This window comes from Flavivirga abyssicola (assembly GCF_030540775.2).
Taxonomy (GTDB): domain Bacteria; phylum Bacteroidota; class Bacteroidia; order Flavobacteriales; family Flavobacteriaceae; genus Flavivirga; species Flavivirga abyssicola.
The window spans coordinates 4,363,844-4,382,187 of record NZ_CP141266.1; the positions used below are offsets into that span (position 1 = coordinate 4,363,844).

An 18,344-nucleotide genomic window follows, 5' to 3' on the forward strand; every position below is an offset into this window, starting at 1 on the left:
CAATTTTTTTAAAATTTTAAATTAAATCCTAAAGTTACAGTACTTGAAACTGGATATGCCCCAGCATCGATACCTCTTGTAGTGACATTGCTATTTCCATTGATGTCAGCATTTTGGCCTATCTCTGGATCAGATCCTGAATAATTAGTTATTGTAAATACATTTTGAATACTCGTATATATTCTAAACGTATCTAATCTTAATTTTTCAACAATTTTAGATGGTAATGTATAGCCAATATTTAAGTTTCTTAATCTGAGATAAGAACCATCTTCAACAAAATAACTAGAAGCTCTATTATTTTGTATATCACCATCGTCTATAAGCGCTCTAGCGTATGCATTTGTTGAGCCCTCGCCACTCCATATATTATTAAAATATTCTGTACTAACATTTGAATACGACGCACTATTACCATAACCTGAAGCACTTTCCAGTTCACGCTTTACAAGGTTGAATATCTCACTACCGTAAGACCCATAAAAATTAAGCCCCAAATCAAAATTCTTATAGGAAAAGTTCAAGTTTAAACTTCCAAAGAAATCTGGAACCGGACTCCCAATGACTGTTCTATCTTGATCTGTTATCTCTCCATCGTTGTTTAAATCTACAAATCTACGATCACCGGGAGATGTTCTAGTTGATTGATACGTACCATCTGGTGAAGCTGTATTCAAAGCATCGATTTCTGCTTGGTTTTGAAAAAGACCATCAGCCACAAAACCATAAAAAGACCCTGCTTCTCCACCTAATTGAGATTTTGTAATATCATACCAAAATCCTCCTGTAAAAAAGTCATTTAAAAATTGGTTAGAAAATGTAACTTCACCATTAGGAACATTTAGCTCAGTTATTTCATTATCTATGAAAGAAATATTTCCATTGATATCAAAGTTAAAGTCTCCATCATTTTTTCGGTATCCTACTAAAAGTTCAAATCCTTTATTTACTATTGTTCCGCCATTTACAGGTACAATTGGAAAACCAGATTGTGAAGGACTATTAATAAAAAGTAAAAAATCCTCTGATGTTCTATTAAAATAGTCTGCTGTAAAGTATAATCTATTATTTAGAAGCTCACCTTCTAAACCAATATTTGTTTGCACTTGTGCTTCCCATGTTAAGTTTGGATTAGATGCGCCAACAGGAGCTAAACCTGCCGCATTGTTTCCTGCAAAACTATAACTAGAATCATTATTGGGAGTACCATTATTAAATGTTGTGCTAAATCGGTATGGCTGAATACCTTGAAAGTTTCCTGTTTCTCCCCAACTAGCTCTTAACTTTAAAATATCAAAAGCACTGTCTTGCATGAAATTCTCTTCGTCAATATTCCATCCAACTGCAAATGAAGGGAAGACTCCCCATAAATTATCTGCACCAAAGGTATCACCAACACCGTCTCTTCTTATAGTTCCGGTAAAATAATATTTACTGTCAAAACTATAATTAAACCTGGCAAAAGTACTTGCCAAAGTTTGCCTAGTAGAGAACCCTGCTGCATCTGTTATCTCTGCTGCTTGAGCTATATCACGAATCCTATTATCCAGAAAACCGCTTCCTTCTACTTCGCTAAACTTTCTAAATGTTCTTTGTACTGAAATACCTCCTAAAACATCTATACTATGTTTTTCAGCAAATGTTTTCTTGTACTGTAGTATATATTCTGCTAACCATTGGTTAGATGTATCTTGCGTGTACTTATATGTCGCACGGTTTCTAAGGTCTACATTACCAGAACTACGATAATATTCTGGGCTAAAATTCCAACCTGCAAAATTATCACTTCGAGCACCTAAATTTAACCTTGTAGATAATCCTTTGTAAATATCCCATTCGGCACTCATATTAGCCAACACAGTATTTGACACATTATCTTGGTCATTTTCCAAAGCTCTAGCTACCCAGTTTCTACCATCACGAAACGCTTCTCCTGTTACATCAGGGAATGCCCCAAAATTACCATTGGCATCTACAGGCAAGTTAGTAGGGTTAGTTCCTCCTATTTGATTAGCTTCTCCAGTTGGTGCCAAATGAGGAACTGAAGCATATAAGTTTAATAAAGCACCTCGACCAGTTCCAAGAGGTTGAAAGTTTTGTGAAGAAATGTATTTGGCATTAGCTTTAAAACGTAGCTTATCTGTTATATCAAAAGAACCATTTAACCCCAAATCGTAACGCTTGTATTCTGATCCAATAAGTGTTCCTTCATCATCAAAAATACCAGCTGTAACTGCATATCTAGAATTTTCACCCCCACCTCTAACACTTAAAGTAGTACTTTTTATAGTTCCTTTACTAAATACTTCATCTTGCCAGTTGATGGTTCTCAGATCACCTGGATTACTCCACCCTGAATACGGTATTGCGTTTCCAGCAACATCCACATCAGAACTTCCACTAAGCCCTAAGGCTAATGAAGAAAATTGATTTGCATCAAGTACATCGATAGACTTTGGTTTAGAACGAAAGGCCAAAAAAGAGCTTAATTCTACCGCAACTTTTCCTTTAGTTCCCTGTTTAGTTTGAATTATAACAACTCCATTACTTGCTCGCACACCATATAATGCTGTTGCCGATGCATCTTTAAGTACTGAAATGGATTCAATAGTACTTGGATTTACAAATGATATATCATTAGTAGGAAAACCATCTACCACATAAAGAGGTGTAGTACTTCCAAATGAACCTACTCCTCGTATATTTACAGTTGCTGAAGCTCCTGGAGCTCCAGAGTTTGAAGTAATTTGTACACCAGCAGTTTTACCTTGAAGTGCCTGATCTACAGTAGCTGTTGGGAACGAGGTAAGCTCCTCAGAACTAATTACGGATACTGCACCTGTTAGATCCTTTTTAGTCGCTGTACCATAGGCAACAACAACGATCTCATTTAGAGATTGAGTGTCTTCTACCAAGGTTATATTTACTGTAGTCCGGCCATTAACTGCTACTTCTTGAGAAACAAAGCCTATATAACTTACTACTAATATATCATTATCAGCTACATTTGAGATTGAATATTTACCATCAAAGTCTGTTTGACTACCATTTGACGTTCCTTTTACAATAATATTTGCTCCCGGTAAGGCTGCTCCATTTGCATCTGTTATAATTCCTGAAACTGATTTCTGAATATCAGTATTAACGTTTTTGAGTCGATCTGTTTCATCAAAAACCTCTTCAATTTTCATGTTATTCGAATCCAGATTAATATTTGTATTGTTTGAATACGCATTATCCTGAACCGAAAAAAATGAAATTACTAATAAAAGTAAATTTACCTTCATCTTTAATTTAATTTTAATTGAATTGAGCCACGATAGCCCAAAACTCTTATAGTTTTTCATATCTTTGAAATGTTATTAATAATTAGCTAATCATTTAGTTGATTATTTTATCATCGAGAAGTATTCCTGTACTTCTCGATTTTTTACTTTATAAAATCGGAGTGTAGTTTTTTATTTCATTTAGGCATATTTTGGTTTTAAGTTAATTTAGTAAGTATATCGTTTTTTTATTCTAGTTTTTGCTTCACTTGCTTCCAGGCAAATTCTACATCTAAATTCATTATTTCCGAAAGGTCTTTACCTCTTTCTTTTAGAGCTTCAAGACGATCAAACATGTATGTATTTATTAATGATTCGTCTACCCAGTTTTTAAAACACACCTCTTCCTCCCTAGTTAAATTATAATCCAGTTTTCCTATTATCAGTTTTATTATGTCCATTAATGACGCTATAAAGACTATTTATAATTAAGACCCATAAAAACAGAAAACGGGTAGCGTGAAATAAAAAATCCGCAAAAATGAACTTAAAAAAATAAAAATTACAAAAAAGAAGTGCTAAAAATATGTTTTTCGTAATGTAAAACGCAATATTTTATATGCTTTCTTTAAATGGAATTTTACTGTATTTATCGATATTCCTAATACATCGGCTGCATTTTGATATTTAGCACCTTCTAACACACACAACTCAAAAACTCGCTTACTCTGTTCGGGCAATATCCTCAATGCATCACTTATTTTTGCTTTGTTTTCAAAATCAATTAAATATTCTTCATGAGACGGTGATAGCGCAAACAAATTATAATCTTTTATCTGTTCTGTTTTTTTGGTGCGTTGTATTTTTTTCAAACTCGTATTACGAACTGCCATACTGATATAACTTTTTAGGTCTAAAATCTCAGTATTCTTTTTTCTATTTAAAATTTTCACAAAAACATCCTGAACCATGTCCTCTGCCTCAGACATATCTTCCATATAACTATATGAAAGCAAACACCATTCTTTGTAGTGTTTCATAAACATAGCCTCTATTTGAGGTTGATGACTGATTTGTAAAATGTTATTTAACATATCAATACAGTTAATTGCTTCTCTATTATTAATTATTTGTGTTTCTGATGAAATATCCCAAGCTTATGGACGTATTTCATATTTTAATTACTACCTATTACAACAGATATTAGAGGCTTGTTTTCTGTAGCATCATTGTAAAGCAATCCGAAATTGTCACTTTTATAATTCCAATTAGCATACCCAATGCCTGTTTCTTCAAAAAGTTGAATCATATCCCGATACCAAATAAGACTCTCTTCTTTTGGGGCATTAGAAATAACACCGAATTCTCCACAGTAAAGCGGTAAGCCCAAACTCTTGGCTTTCTGTATAGGTTTTTGCCACATCCCTAGTAAGACCTCTTTATTAAATTTGGCACCTACCCACTCCTCGACTTCTTTTTTAATATCTTCTGGAAGTGTTTCAAACTCAGCTTCACTTAAAATGACACCTGGATAATGAACGGGACCTTTATAATCTCTTAAGCTTGTCCATCTTGCTGCATAATGACTCAAAAGAAAAGGCTTGTAGAAATGAAAGCTTAAAAGGATGTTTTTATCGTTAGCTGGAACGCGTAATGCATCAAAAGTTTCTACACCTTGCCATCTATTAGACCCAACAATTATCGTGCGTTCTTTTTCTAATTCGCGAATAGCAGTTATAGCTCTTGCAAGCAGACTGTTCCAAGATTCATGATTGTCTGCAACAGCTTCATTCATTAGTTCGTAGGCTACTAAACTATTTGGAAATTTCTTTAATGATTTTGAAAGGTCTCTCCACAGGTCAAAAAACTTCTCTTGTTCTGTCGGATCTGTCCATAAAGGTTTTTCTTTTGCGTTAAAATGATGAGATCTTAAAATATGTAGATCAACAATAACTTTAAGGTTATTTTCGATACACCAGGTAATACCGTTATCCAATAGCTGAAATGCATCTTCATGTCGATTCCCGTTTTCATCCCACATTTGTTCTTCATCAATGGGTAACCGAATATGATCAAACCCCATACTGGCAATTTTTTTAACATCGGTTATTGTAAAGAATTGTTCACGTTGTATTCCTCTTCGGTCACTTTGCGACAACCAATGTGCTACATTTGTTCCTCTTTTAACTTCAAACTGTTCAAGACCGACTATTTTTTTTGAACACCCTGTAATTACAATTGCACCTAACAATCCAAGGAAAACAAACCTTAATAATATTATTTTAACTCTCAATTGCATATATTAAGTTTCTCAAATATTTACAAACACCATAACCAACAAAAACATTAAAACTCCAATCAATAAGATTTCGAACACTAGCTTTTTGTTAATTTTTTTCTGACTCATACCTTATTAATATTAATCCAAACTTAACATTTCATTAAGATTCTATTCATCACATAAAATGCATTAAATGAAAGATTTGTAGCTTTTGATGCGTATTAAAAGCTTATGCAACATTTGTAATATATCATGCAACATTTGTGCGTATACACTATCCTAGTAGTAGTGAATTTATATGTTTACAAATCAATAGAATCCAAGAAGTGAATAGGAAAAGGGATTCTAATAAGTGCTTAAATGACTAAGTCTTTTTAATAATTAACGTGAATCTTGGATAAAGAAAAGTTATGTCAGTTAGATTTTTGCAAAAAATCGTATCGAAAACCTGTCTGCCGACCTTTAGGCAGGCAAATAAATTTTCGACAAAAAGAGCTTCTCGATACATCCCGAAGCAAGTTCGGAACACTCGAAGTGACATCTTGAACTCTTAAACAAAATTCACGTTAATTAAGAAAGTTTATTTGATTTAGAGGGCTATTTTATCTCTGTTGGTAAAACTCCGAAATGGGCTTTAAAACATTTTGAAAAATACGACGGGGATGCAAACCCAACACTGTAACATGTTTCGCTTATATTAGAATTGCCTTTTTCAAGAATTAGTTTTGATCTTTCAAGTCTTATCCTTCTTACAAACTCATTAACAGTTTGACCTGTTAACGCTTTAACTTTTCTGTAAAGTTGGCTTCTGCTTAAGTTTAAATGGTCTGCTAGTTCCTCCACACCTAAATTCGAATCGCTTATATTATCATTAATATAGCTTAGCAACTTTTGTATGAATTCTTTATCGATTGAACTCGTATTAACATTGTCTTCTGCCCCACTAATCGCACTAAAGTATTTATCAAAAATAAGTTGTCTGCTTTTAATTAACTGGGTTAAACGAAGCTTAAGAAGCTTAAGATCAAAAGGTTTAACCATATAGGCATCTGCACCATTTTCTATACCTTCAATTCTATTTTCTATAGTTGCTTTTGCAGTAAGCATTAATAAAGGGATATGACTTGTTGAAGCATGTGTTTTAATAGTTTTACAAAATTCAAAGCCACTCATTTCTGGCATAATAACATCAGTGATTATAACATCTGGAAAGGATTCTCTGGCAATTTTAACGCCCGATTTACCATTACTTGCCAATAATACTTTATATTGATCACCTAATTCTAATTTCAAGTAATCTCTCAATTCTACATTATCTTCAACAATAAGTACAGTATTTGTCTTTTGAACTTGAATACTTTCATCTGATTGTTCACTAATCTCAACTGTTGGTACTGTTAAGAAATCTTCTTTCTTCTCGTGCAATGCCTTTTTGTTTAATACAATCTCATTTTCATAAAAATGATCATTGCCAGATGCCAATAATATCTTAAACGTTGTGCCTTCATTAATTTTGCTTTTAACTTCAATGACACCTTTATGCAACTTTACAAAATTTTGAACCACTTCCAATCCTATTCCTGTGCCACCGAAATAAGTTTTATTCTGGCCTTCTACTTGATAAAAACGTTCAAATATTTTTGATACTTGATCTTCTTTCAATCCAGGGCCTGTATCAGAAATTATTATTCCAACTGTTTTTACAGGTTTTTCCTCATCAATTAGCGGTAAAATATGTAACTGGTCTGTTGATAGAAGCTCTACTGTAATAGCGCCGCCATCTGGGGTAATTTTAATAGCATTGGACAATAAATTAAAAATTATTTTTTCAAGCATTTTTGTGTCTGCCCAAACCGTTACAAAGGGCATATCTGCATCTACACTTAATAGAATGTTTTTTCTAAAGGCTTCTTCTTGAAAATAATCAACAATATTTTCTGAGAATTCTATTAGGTTTATCTTTTCTGCCCTCACATTCATTTTTTTTAACTCGAGCTTCCTTAAATCCATTAACTCATTAATAAGCCTATAAAGCCTATCTGTATTCTTATAAATAATTGCGTGCTTATTTTTAACTTTTTGTGGCAAATTAAGATCAGCGTTATTAATAATATCCTTGAGAGGATTTAAAATTAGTGTAAGAGGGGTTCTAAATTCATGTGAAATATTTGTAAAAAACTGAATCTTCTTTTTGTTTAATTCATCATTTTGAACTTGCTGTAAACGTTCATTTCTGATTAATTCTTTTTCCTTAATTCTACTTTGCGTTAACTGATTTAGCATATAAATACCTAAAAGAAATAATAACAAGTAAGAAAAAATCGCCCAATTTGTTTGCCACCAAGGCGGTAGTACTGTAATTTTTAATTCTAGTGGATTTTCATTCCAGACACCATCATTATTAGCTGCTTTTAACTTAAACGTATAATTACCAGCATCTAAATTAGTATAGGTAGCATTTCTTTTTTGCCCAACATAATTCCAAGTTGCTTCATACCCTTCCAGATAATACGCATAATTATTCTTTTCTGGTCGGGTATAATTAATTCCAGAATATTCAATGGTAAATACAGACTGTTTATGTGTTAAGCTAATACTATCTGTTTCCGAAATAACCTTATTAAGCGGCCCTTCTTTATCTTGTGGAATAACCTTTTCATTAAACAGTTTGAAATTTGTAAGGTATAAGGATGGGGGGCTATTATTAATTTTGATTTGCTTTGGGTTAAAATAATCTACACCCTTAAAGTTTCCAAAATATAGTAATCCATCTGATCCTTTTAATACGGAACCAAAATTAAAATCATTTGATAATAAGCCATCATTAATAGTGTAGTTAGTAAAACTAAAATCCTTTAAATCAATTTTTGTTAGCCCAGAATTTCCACTTATCCATAAATTATTATTACCATCTTCTGTTATTGCCGAAACATTTTCTTCATTAAAACCTGTAAACTTATTATACCAAATAAATTCATCTTTCACTTTATCATATTTACAAACTCCTGCTCCTCTTGTACCAATCCATATGTTGTTATTGGAATCTTCATAAATTGAAAGAATATGGTTAGCATCAGCAGAATTCTTATATTCCTGGGTCATTTTATTACTTAATACTGTAACATTTAATGTCCCATTTTTTTGATTTTCGACTTTAAACAGACCATTTGTTGTTCCCAACCAGATAACATCTTCTGAATCGACCAAAACCTTTCTAATATCCTTTTCGGAAAAACCGTTTTTTATAAAACCATTTGAGCTATGTTTTTTTATTTTTTTAGTAATCGGATCATACGAATGGAGTCCTTCAGCAAATGTGCCAATCCAAATGATACCATTGGAGTCTTCAGACAAACTTATAATGGTATTAGATCGTAGTGCCCCTGCCGTGTTTTCTATACTATAATTAGTAAATTTTTTTTCTCCTTTCTTTAAAATAAAAACACCACTGTCCCAACTGCCTACCCAAATATTTTCATGAGAATCAACAAATAATGTTTTAATGTAATCTGATGTCAACCCAGAATAGATCGATTTGTCCTGACTATTTACATGTGTGATTTCGGCGTTTTTTGGATTGTAAATATCAATCCCGCCTCCGTCGGTTGCAATCCAGATGTTTTTAGAGCTGTCTTCAACCATACCCATAACAGAACTTACTCTTAACGAGTTGTCATTAGTAGGTAAGCTTTTAATGTTTAAAAATTTATCATAGAGTTTATCACTAATAGCTACACCACTATTAAAATAACCTATCCAAATACGCTTGTTATTGTCTACAAATAATGACCAGATCGAATTATGCAAAATACTGTTCTCTTCTACCTTACTCGAAACATAGTTTTTAATCATGTTTCCATTTTCTTTAATATGAAAAAGTCCGTCATTTTCGGTTCCAACTATCAGAGTATTATCTGATAATTCTACTATATCCATTATTTTCTTAGTAGAAAGCTTAAATTCTTTAACCTCAATAATACTATTATTTGCATCATTACTTAAAGTACATTTATAAACCCCTTTATTAATCTGAAAACCAATCCATAGGTTATTTTTAGAATCTATAAATAGTGTTTCTATGTTATCGTCAATGGATTTATTATCTTTAGAAAACAATCTGGTATGAATAAGTTTATTGTTAACAAAATCAACTTCTTTGAGCCCAAAATTTGTACCTAAAAACGTTTTACCTTGTCTAGAATGTTGTATACTATTAATGTATATATCTGATCCGTTTTCGTAAGTTGAATTCAATACTTTTTCAACACTGAATGTAGTCATATCCAGCTTGAATAAGCCTAAACCATACGTCCCAATTAATAAATTATTTGATGAATCTTCTTCCAAAGACAGAATTAATTCACGGTTAACATTATTGATCTCTAATGAGATTCTTTTAAACTGATCTAATGCTCTATCATAAAGATTCAACCCATTTTCTGTACCTACCCATAGTCTGTTTTTACTATCTAAATAAGTGCATTCTATTCTACTACTACTTAATGACGTTGTATCTCTTAATCTATGCTTATAAACGGTGTAATCTATACCATCAAACTTGTATAACCCAGTGCCACTAGTTCCAATCCAAATAAAGCCATAATGATCTTGAATAATATTTGAAACCCCGGCTTTAGGAATGCCGTCTTTTATATTAACAAAATGAAATTCCTGATGGGACTCTTGCGATATAATAGATAATGGCAGAAGTAATATATAATAAACAAAAAAATAAATTATATTTTTCATAGTAGGAATCACTCTTTCTATTTAATTTTTTTAATATTAGCTGCTTAGTCTTATCCAAATATTCTTTTAACTAAGGTTGCAGCTAAGTCAGCAGCTCGTTTTTCTATAGCTTCGATAATTACACAATATCATGAAAAAATCTTAATAAAAAAATATAGACGGGATTTCAATTTATAAATTACGTATCAAAATGCAAAAATTTCGAGCTTAGGTAGCCAGATGTGATATCACAAAAAGTATTTAAAACTAAAAGCCTCACGATGTCCAGTGAAGCTTTTTTATATATTCATTACAGTGGATTGTTATTTAGTCATCCATATTTATATACCACCTTTATTACTTTTCTTAGCCTTACGTGATATATAATTTTGCATATATACAATTAAATGCTTGCGTACATTATACTTCATTGGGATTTCAAAACGAGAAAACCAACCAGACCTAACACTAGATTTTACCATGTCAAACTCCTCTGCTACTTTTTCAAAAAAATCCTCTTTATCAGATTTATCTATTTGACTAAAAAGTCGTTTAATATTGTCTATTTCATTAATATCCCTCATAATGCTTTTTTAATATTTTTAGATGTTTTCAACCGAGATCATGTCTGTAAATTTTTTTAGCAGATAATCTGCACCGTATATCACGGATGTTAATTGTAGTAGAGCTGATATACCCTTTTCAAGAAACATGTTAGATACCAAATGAACTATACTGTTTTCCTGTGTTGTCAAATCTTTCATGAAGTACTACTTTACTTGTAATTTATTTTCATTTGTTGTTTAATAAGGTTTTACAACATATATTTGTTGTAGTATCACAATTACAAGTGTACAAATATACGACACTTTTTTGACACTTTAAAATAAAAATGATACTTTTTTTACACTTTCAACATGATGTTATCAGAAAAAATAGAAAAATTAATACATGAATTACAGCTCTCTCCTGAAGAATTTGGAAACAAAATAAATGTTGGAAAAAGCTCTATATATAAGTTATTAAGAGGTGATACAAAAAAACTCACTTCTAATATGGCTACTAAAATAAATAGCGCATTTCCTGAATATTCCATAGAATATTTAAATGGACTCAATTATGACACTTTAAGGCCTCATAAGGACAATACAAGCGAACCAGCTCCTGGCTATGAAAAATTAAAACAAAAGGAGATAGAATTCATTACAAAAGCCTTTGAGGACAACTTTTATGACTTAATGGCTTATAAACGATTTAAAAAAGAGTTTTTATTTAGAGCTACAGAAGTTCTAGGAATACTACCTAATAAAACTAAAAGATAATCTGTCTAGTTGATCTTTACTGTTTTTAAGTCAACTATTATGAAATTATAATTTCTGGACATATTTGTCACGATTAACATGATATTGTTAAAAAAGACCTTTTATTTTGTCCTACGTTTATTATCACTTTCATAAAATAATTTATTCAGTAATCTCTACACGATATTTTACACAAATTCTTAGTTATAAATTAACTAATATGATAATCATTTTTAAGTTATTTTAAAAAAAAATATATGTATTAACTTACATTTACCACATCAATAAGTACGGGAAACCCACAACACACATATAACTATAAATACATAAATAAATTAATATTTACTCATAAGTATAATAAAATCAGATTTTTACTGCAAAATTATGTATTTCGTCGATTTTGAATATATTGTACCACCCTACACCACAGAATACTTGTAATAAAATTGAATACCAGCACAGTATAAGCAGACTAAATAACTAACTAAAATTGGAAGTGATAATTAATGAAATTTACGAATGAAACTTGTTTTTAGAAGCGAAAAAGAAAAAAGTCTTAGCGCCTTTGCTTATCGGCTAGTAGCTATTATAGGTATTCTTTTTGCCTTATCTGCATCTCCCAATAGCTTAATATTAGCATTTGTTGTTATTTTACTGGCAAGTAGTTTGTTTTAGAAGCATTGTATCTATAATTACATCGAAGTCAGGTTTTCACAAAATAAATTAAGATCGATACTACCCGGAAAACATTTTTTGTTGTGTTATTACAAAATAATGTAACTGCTATCGATTCTCTCTTACAAAATATAGACCATATAAAACTAGGCTTATTTTTAGGCCTGTTATGTGTTTCCATATACTTTATAGCACGAAAACTTCTTAAAAGAAAGACCTATGCTGTTGAAGATATTATAAAATCTTTAGGCTTTGGTTTCACTCTATCTTTGTGCCTTAAAATAGGATTAATTGGCTACTTCAACGAATGTGGCAAGCTCGAATTTACAACTGAAGCCTGTATGATTATTGGTGGATTTGCTTTGGCTGTTTTTGCTTTAGACGGATTAACAAAATCCATTAAAAAAAATGATCCTCTCTAAAAAAGAAGGATTCTTTTGATGGTTTATAGCATGCTAATACATATTGAAGTGGCTAATGGTAAAAAGGATCGTTATACTATACTTTCTTATACATTATTAGAAGATTTACGAGACTACTATAAACAATGGAAACCAGAAAAATATATCATTGAGGGGTTATATGGAAAACAATATTCTGGACAAAGTGTTGGCTAAATAGTAACAAATACCTCAAAAAAAACTGGAATACAAATTACTGTGACGCCCCATATGTTAAGACATAGTTTTTCAACCCACCTTTTAGAAGACGGCGTTGATTTAAGACAAATCCAAGTTTTGTTAGGTCACAACTCTACTAAAACAACAGAGATTTACACCCATGTTGCCATGACTACTTTTAAGAAAATAAAGAACCCTCTAGATATTTAAGAATATAATATATATATCCTATATTTGGATGTATAAAGAACATATGTTCTTTATACTATTGTTAGACACAAGCTCTGAAAAGCCAACCTCACATTCAAGCACATTTTATTTTTTCGTGCCTCAAAAATAAAAAGAGCTTGCCTTTTCCCTCCACACAATAATGATTTGAATAATAAAGTCGATAATTTTTAATATCATATTATGATATAATTTATTAACTTTTATAACTTAGCGAACGAATTAATAAAATCTAAAATGAACCGAATAAAAGAGGTTTTAGACGAAAAAGGAATTAAGCAAATATGGCTTGCTGAAAAAATAGGCAAAAGCTATAATATGGTTAATGGCTACGTTCAAAATAGAAGACAACCAAGTTTAGAATTACTAAATGAAATAGCCAAAATTTTAGATGTAGATGTAAAAGATTTAATACAAAGCTCAACCAACAAGGATGTTAAATAATATTATAAGAAACAAAACAAATCAATGGTTACAATCAAAAGATTGTAGCATTAACGGTTTGCTGTCATACATAAAAGAAAAGGGAGAGCTTAGAGATACTCAAATTGAAGCAATTGAAACCTATTTATTTCTTAAAATAGAAGGTCAAAACAAACCACTTTGGCAATTGTTTTCAGAAGGTTTTTTCACAAATGGAACTGACCTTTCAACTTTAAATATAAACAACAAAGCACGTACATATTTAGAAAACAATATAAATGCATTTGCTTTGTATGACTTTTCAAGACAAAAAACAGGAAATACAATACTACTTCCGAATCTTGAAAAAATGATTGTAGATAATTGTGATAAAGTAGAATATGACAAAATCATAAAAAACATTTTTTACAATGTAAGCTATACAGATTATTTATTGAGTTTACCAATGGGTTCAGGTAAAACTTATTTAATGGCTGCATTTATATATATTGATTTATACTTTGCAAGTAACGAGCCTGAAAACAAAAACTTTGCTCATAACTTTTTAGTTTTAATTCCGTCAGGTCTTAAAACTTCTATTGGACCAAGTTTAAGAACAATAGAAAACTTTGACCCTTCTTGGGTTATTCCAGAACCTTCAGCTACCAACTTAAAAAAACAACTTGTTTTTGACGTTTTAGACGAACAAAAATCTGCTAAAAAAAGTAACAAAGCACGAAATCCAAATGCTCAAAAAGTAAACCAATGTTTACCTAATCCTTTTGGACAAGTTTTTGTTGTAAACGCAGAGAAAGTTATTTTAAATAGAGTTGACACAACAGGTCAAAAATCGCTTTTTGAAGATGATGAAGATAAAAAGGCAAATGAATTAAGAAACTTAATTGGTAATATTCCTAACCTATCTTTACTAATTGATGAAGTTCACCACGCAGCAAGTTCTGACATAAAATTAAGACAAGTTGTAAATGGTTGGAATGAAAAAGGAAATATTACTACAGTTCTTGGCTTTTCTGGTACACCTTACCTTTCTTCTGCTGAAAAAATTCAATTATCAGAGGATGAAGTTTTAAAAATTTCGGAAATAACAAATACAGTTTATTATTACCCACTTACTACAGCAATTGAGAAATTCTTAAAAACACCAACAGTTAAAATTGGCGAAAACTTAGACCATTTTCAAATTGTAAAAAAAGGAATGGAAGACTTTAATACTACTTATGGAAATACTATTTACGAGAATGGAACAATTGCCAAAGTTGCTATTTATTGTAGTTCCATTGAAATGCTTGAAAATGAAATTTATCCATATTTACAGAGCGAACTAAATATAAACGCAGATGAAATTTTGCGTTTTCACGGAGGTAACAAAACATATTCTTTACCAAAAGAAAATGAATTACAATTTAAATCTTTAGACACTTCTTTATCTAAAAAGAAATACATTTTATTAGTTGCAATTGGTAAAGAAGGTTGGGATTGTAAAAGTTTGACTTCTGTTATTCTTCCTCAAAAAAGTAAAAGCACTTCTAAAAACACGATAATACAAACTACTTGTAGATGTTTAAGACAAGTTATCAAAGGAAATGACGAATCTGCTTTAGTCTGGCTAAACAAAGAGAATGCGCAAATTCTAAACAAACAATTACAAAAAGAACAACATACTTCAATTGAAGAACTTAACAACATTAAACGAAACACAAAAGTTGAAATGGTGGAACGTGTTTCTAGAATGGATTTCTTAAAAATTCCTAAAGTAGATTACTACCAACTTAAAGTTTCTTATCAATCTATTGAGGAAGAAGAAAAAGCGAACACCAAAGAAAAACTAATAGAACTACACAAAACAATTGAAGAATATAAATCTACTGCACTAATAACAACAACAGGTTTAGAGCATTTAGAGTCTGGAGAACTAGAGTTTTTAGAGAATACGGGAAACAGTTTAGCCAATTACAACACTTGGATATTTAATATTTCAAAAGATAGCTTTGAAACTACTACAAGTGTCGAACTTCATTCTTTTGACGAAGAACTAAAAGCAATTTTTGAAAAAATCACTTTTATAAAAAATGAACAACAATTTTTTAACGAACAATTTGATTTATTTAAAATCAATTCAAAAATACGTGTTGCTTTTAGCATTAAAAAAAGTTTGAAAACAAAACAAGAAATTATATCAAAAGAAGCTAATCTCTTAATTGTAGACAACCTAAAAGGAGTTGAGCAAAATAAGAATATATTTCCAAATAAAGACATTAGCAATCAAATACTTTCTTTTGATAAAAAACCACTATCTAAGGAAGAATTTGACAAACAAAAGCAAGATAGAATACTGCAATTAACACAAGAGGGAAAATTTGAAGAAATAGCAAAAGTAGCTTCCGAAACCATTCACCCAATTATTGAGCAAAAAGATAAATCATTTCATTTATTGCCTTATAATTTTGATAGTTCCTTTGAATCTGACGTTTTAAATAAAACATTACAGTTAAGAGATTTTAAAGAAAAGAATTTAGAAATCTACTTTAATGGGGAAAGAGGTTTAACAGAATTTGTAATTAATTGCTTTGCTAAAAAAGGAAAAAATTGGCAAAACATTGGTAAATATACAACCGATTTTTTAATTCTAAACAGAACCAAAGAAAATAAGATACACAAAGCATTAATTATAGAAACAAAAGGAGAAGGTTTTGCAAACAACCAAAGTTTTATTAAAAAGAAAAACTTTGTAGAAACCGACTTTTTAGAGCAAAACAATGAAAAATTTGGTTATCAAAAATTTGATTTTATTTACTTAGAAGATAGTGATAGCTTAAATACTAATGTTGGAAAACTAAATAGTAAAATCAATTCATTTTTTAACGAATAAAAACAGGATATGCCAGTAAAATATATACCATACACGCCAAATACAGTTGAAGGACAAGCTGTTTTAGATAATATAACACGTACTCAAAGATTATTACGTTACAGAGAAAATAATGAGGTTTACAACCGCATAAAAAGAGGAATGCCTTATTATGAAGTGGAAACTGTTGAGCAAGTTGGCAAAGAATCTGAAAACATAGTTTTAAGAGGCGAGTGTATTTCTGCTTGTGCCTACTTAAAAGAACAGAACATAAAAGTGGATTTGGTATATATTGACCCACCTTTTGCAAGTGGTGCAGATTATGCTAAAAAAGTACACATACGCAAAAATCCAAAACTTGCCGAAAAGGTTGCCAAAGCAGAAGCAGAATTAGAAATGGAAGAACTAAAAGCTTTTGAAGAAACAATGTATGGAGATATTTGGAAAAAAGAAGATTATCTAAATTGGATGTATGAGAACTTACAAGCCATTAAAAGCATTATGTCTGAAAATGCTTCAATCTATGTGCATTTAGACCCTTCAATAGGTCATTACGTAAAAATATTAATGGATGAAGTTTTTGGAGAAGATAACTTTAGAAATGAAATAATTTGGTGTTACAAAACATCTCTACGCTCTTCACCCAAATCATATGGAAAAGACCACGATAATATTTTCTTTTATAGTAATAGTGAATTTAGTGAAATTCATCCTGATAAAAAAGACTTTCCATCAAGTGAAAGCACAATAAAACGTTGGAAACCTTACGCAGATGAAAATGGTTTTGTTAGTAACAAACATTTTGCTGGAAGTAAAAGTACTATTATTGACACGACAGATGAATCAAAAGGGTTTAATATTTTTAATGGTATTCCACGTGATTGGTGGGAAATATCTGCAAACGTTTCAAAAGGAAACACTGATGAAGTAAGTGCTGGAAAGTACGCAACCCAAAAACCTGAATCTCTTTTAGAAAGAATCATAAAAGCAAGTTCTAACAAAGAAATGGTTGTTGCAGATTTTTTTGGTGGTAGTGGTGTAACAGCAAAAGTTGCGAATGAACTAGGTAGAAAGTTTATACATTGTGATGTTGGTATTAATAGCATCCAAACAGTAAGAGACAGATTAATTGCTGAAAAAGCAGATTTCAAAATATTAGAAGTAAAAGATGGTGTAAGTTTGTTTAGAAACCCACAACAAACAATGGATAAACTAGGTACATTAATTACAGGTTTGCAAAAAAAGGTAGAAGGAGTTTCAAAATTTTGGTTTGGAGCAATAAACGATAGTAAATTAGGTGTAATTCCAGTTTATGCACCAGATTTAATTGATAGTAAACAGAAAGTATTAGATATACCAACAATCAATAGAATTATCAATCAAGAAATACAGAATCTAAATATTACAGTTAAAAAAATAATTGTGTATTACATAGATATTGATGATGAAAAAGAATTGCTGAAATTTATAAAAGACAACAATGCGACAACAGTAGAAATTGAATTAAAAGATTTAAAAAATCTATTACACGAAACAGTTGTAAATGATGAAGTTGAGTTTTCGTTAAATAATGTCGATTCTGAATACACTATAGAAATTGAAAAATTTGTAAGTGACAGATTATTACAGAAAATTGGAGCATTTAACGAAAAAGGAAATCTACAATCTCTAAAAAACGGAAAAAAGTTTAATCCTATAGAAATTAGTGAAGAAGGTTTAGAATTGATAGAATTGATTTCTTTAGACTGTAATAATAAAGAAGGAAAATGGTTTAGCTCAACTGAAATTAAAATTGACAAGTTGGGTTATGTAATCACAAAAGGAGAAAAGTCAAAAGACTTCTGGAATGGAAAAATTACGACAACTGAAAAACCTTTGAGAATAAAAGTGAGAAATATAAGTGGAGACGAATTAATTAAAGATGTGGAATAAGCCAACGCTAGCAAGTTTGCGGAATAAAGCCAGTGGCTAACA

13 protein-coding genes are annotated in these 18,344 nt (G+C 30.8%); 7 read left to right on the plus strand and 6 right to left on the minus strand.

Annotated features, from left to right (window positions below; translation table 11 throughout):
• Positions 1 to 8: 8 nt before the first annotated feature.
• The 6 genes from Q4Q34_RS18260 to Q4Q34_RS18285 form a co-directional block, all read right to left on the minus strand.
• Entirely contained in the window at positions 9 to 3,287 is a 3,279-nt protein-coding gene (locus Q4Q34_RS18260; protein WP_303317859.1) for a SusC/RagA family TonB-linked outer membrane protein, read from the minus strand.
• 227 nt (positions 3,288 to 3,514) lie between these two features.
• A complete protein-coding gene (locus Q4Q34_RS18265; RefSeq protein WP_303317860.1) occupies positions 3,515 to 3,727 on the minus strand; it encodes a hypothetical protein in 213 nt (70 codons plus the stop codon).
• Positions 3,728 to 3,844: 117 nt separating this feature from the next.
• On the minus strand, positions 3,845 to 4,360 hold the full coding sequence (locus tag Q4Q34_RS18270; RefSeq protein ID WP_303317861.1) for a sigma-70 family RNA polymerase sigma factor: 516 nt from the start codon (positions 4,358 to 4,360) through the stop codon (positions 3,845 to 3,847).
• Positions 4,361 to 4,443: 83 nt separating this feature from the next.
• Positions 4,444 to 5,559, minus strand: coding sequence for a glycoside hydrolase family 5 protein (locus Q4Q34_RS18275; RefSeq protein WP_330444560.1), 1,116 nt, complete (start codon positions 5,557 to 5,559; stop codon positions 4,444 to 4,446).
• Positions 5,560 to 6,144: 585 nt separating this feature from the next.
• Positions 6,145 to 10,296 (minus strand): hybrid sensor histidine kinase/response regulator transcription factor, encoded by a 4,152-nt coding sequence (locus Q4Q34_RS18280; protein ID WP_303317863.1) that lies wholly within the window; start codon positions 10,294 to 10,296, stop codon positions 6,145 to 6,147.
• Between the two features lie 320 nt (positions 10,297 to 10,616).
• A complete protein-coding gene (locus Q4Q34_RS18285) occupies positions 10,617 to 10,859 on the minus strand; it encodes a hypothetical protein (RefSeq protein WP_303317864.1) in 243 nt (80 codons plus the stop codon).
• 333 nt (positions 10,860 to 11,192) lie between these two features.
• Here Q4Q34_RS18285 and Q4Q34_RS18290 point away from each other — a divergent pair, with 333 nt between their 5' ends.
• From Q4Q34_RS18290 to Q4Q34_RS18320, 7 genes are all read left to right on the plus strand, one after another.
• Entirely contained in the window at positions 11,193 to 11,597 is a 405-nt protein-coding gene (locus Q4Q34_RS18290; protein ID WP_303317866.1) for a hypothetical protein, read from the plus strand.
• Positions 11,598 to 12,334: 737 nt separating this feature from the next.
• A complete protein-coding gene (locus Q4Q34_RS18295) occupies positions 12,335 to 12,673 on the plus strand; it encodes a hypothetical protein (RefSeq protein WP_303317867.1) in 339 nt (112 codons plus the stop codon).
• Between the two features lie 30 nt (positions 12,674 to 12,703).
• Positions 12,704 to 12,868, plus strand: a complete 165-nt coding sequence (locus Q4Q34_RS18300) for a site-specific integrase (protein WP_330444561.1) — start codon at positions 12,704 to 12,706, stop codon at positions 12,866 to 12,868.
• Positions 12,869 to 13,081, plus strand: coding sequence for a tyrosine-type recombinase/integrase (locus Q4Q34_RS18305; protein WP_330444610.1), 213 nt, complete (start codon positions 12,869 to 12,871; stop codon positions 13,079 to 13,081).
• A 255-nt stretch (positions 13,082 to 13,336) separates the two neighbouring features.
• Positions 13,337 to 13,543 (plus strand): helix-turn-helix domain-containing protein, encoded by a 207-nt coding sequence (locus Q4Q34_RS18310; protein ID WP_303317868.1) that lies wholly within the window; start codon positions 13,337 to 13,339, stop codon positions 13,541 to 13,543.
• Positions 13,533 to 16,391, plus strand: coding sequence for a DEAD/DEAH box helicase family protein (locus tag Q4Q34_RS18315; RefSeq protein WP_303317869.1), 2,859 nt, complete (start codon positions 13,533 to 13,535; stop codon positions 16,389 to 16,391). Before Q4Q34_RS18310 ends, Q4Q34_RS18315 begins: the two co-directional genes overlap by 11 nt.
• A 9-nt stretch (positions 16,392 to 16,400) precedes the next feature.
• Positions 16,401 to 18,302 (plus strand): DNA methyltransferase, encoded by a 1,902-nt coding sequence (locus Q4Q34_RS18320; RefSeq protein WP_303317870.1) that lies wholly within the window; start codon positions 16,401 to 16,403, stop codon positions 18,300 to 18,302.
• Positions 18,303 to 18,344 lie beyond the last annotated feature (42 nt).

Excerpts from the sequence above, each read along its gene's own strand:
- Q4Q34_RS18260 (WP_303317859.1), bottom strand. The coding sequence starts at position 3,287 with ATGAAGGTAAATTTACTTTTATTAGTAATTTCATTTTTTTCGGTTCAG.
- Q4Q34_RS18265 (WP_303317860.1), bottom strand. The coding sequence starts at position 3,727 with ATGGACATAATAAAACTGATAATAGGAAAACTGGATTATAATTTAACT.
- Q4Q34_RS18270 (WP_303317861.1), bottom strand. The coding sequence starts at position 4,360 with ATGTTAAATAACATTTTACAAATCAGTCATCAACCTCAAATAGAGGCT.
- Q4Q34_RS18280 (WP_303317863.1), bottom strand. The coding sequence starts at position 10,296 with ATGAAAAATATAATTTATTTTTTTGTTTATTATATATTACTTCTGCCA.
- Q4Q34_RS18285 (WP_303317864.1), bottom strand. The coding sequence starts at position 10,859 with ATGAGGGATATTAATGAAATAGACAATATTAAACGACTTTTTAGTCAA.
- Q4Q34_RS18290 (WP_303317866.1), top strand. The coding sequence starts at position 11,193 with ATGATGTTATCAGAAAAAATAGAAAAATTAATACATGAATTACAGCTC.
- Q4Q34_RS18300 (WP_330444561.1), top strand. The coding sequence starts at position 12,704 with ATGCTAATACATATTGAAGTGGCTAATGGTAAAAAGGATCGTTATACT.
- Q4Q34_RS18310 (WP_303317868.1), top strand. The coding sequence starts at position 13,337 with ATGAACCGAATAAAAGAGGTTTTAGACGAAAAAGGAATTAAGCAAATA.
- Q4Q34_RS18315 (WP_303317869.1), top strand. The coding sequence starts at position 13,533 with ATGTTAAATAATATTATAAGAAACAAAACAAATCAATGGTTACAATCA.
- Q4Q34_RS18320 (WP_303317870.1), top strand. The coding sequence starts at position 16,401 with ATGCCAGTAAAATATATACCATACACGCCAAATACAGTTGAAGGACAA.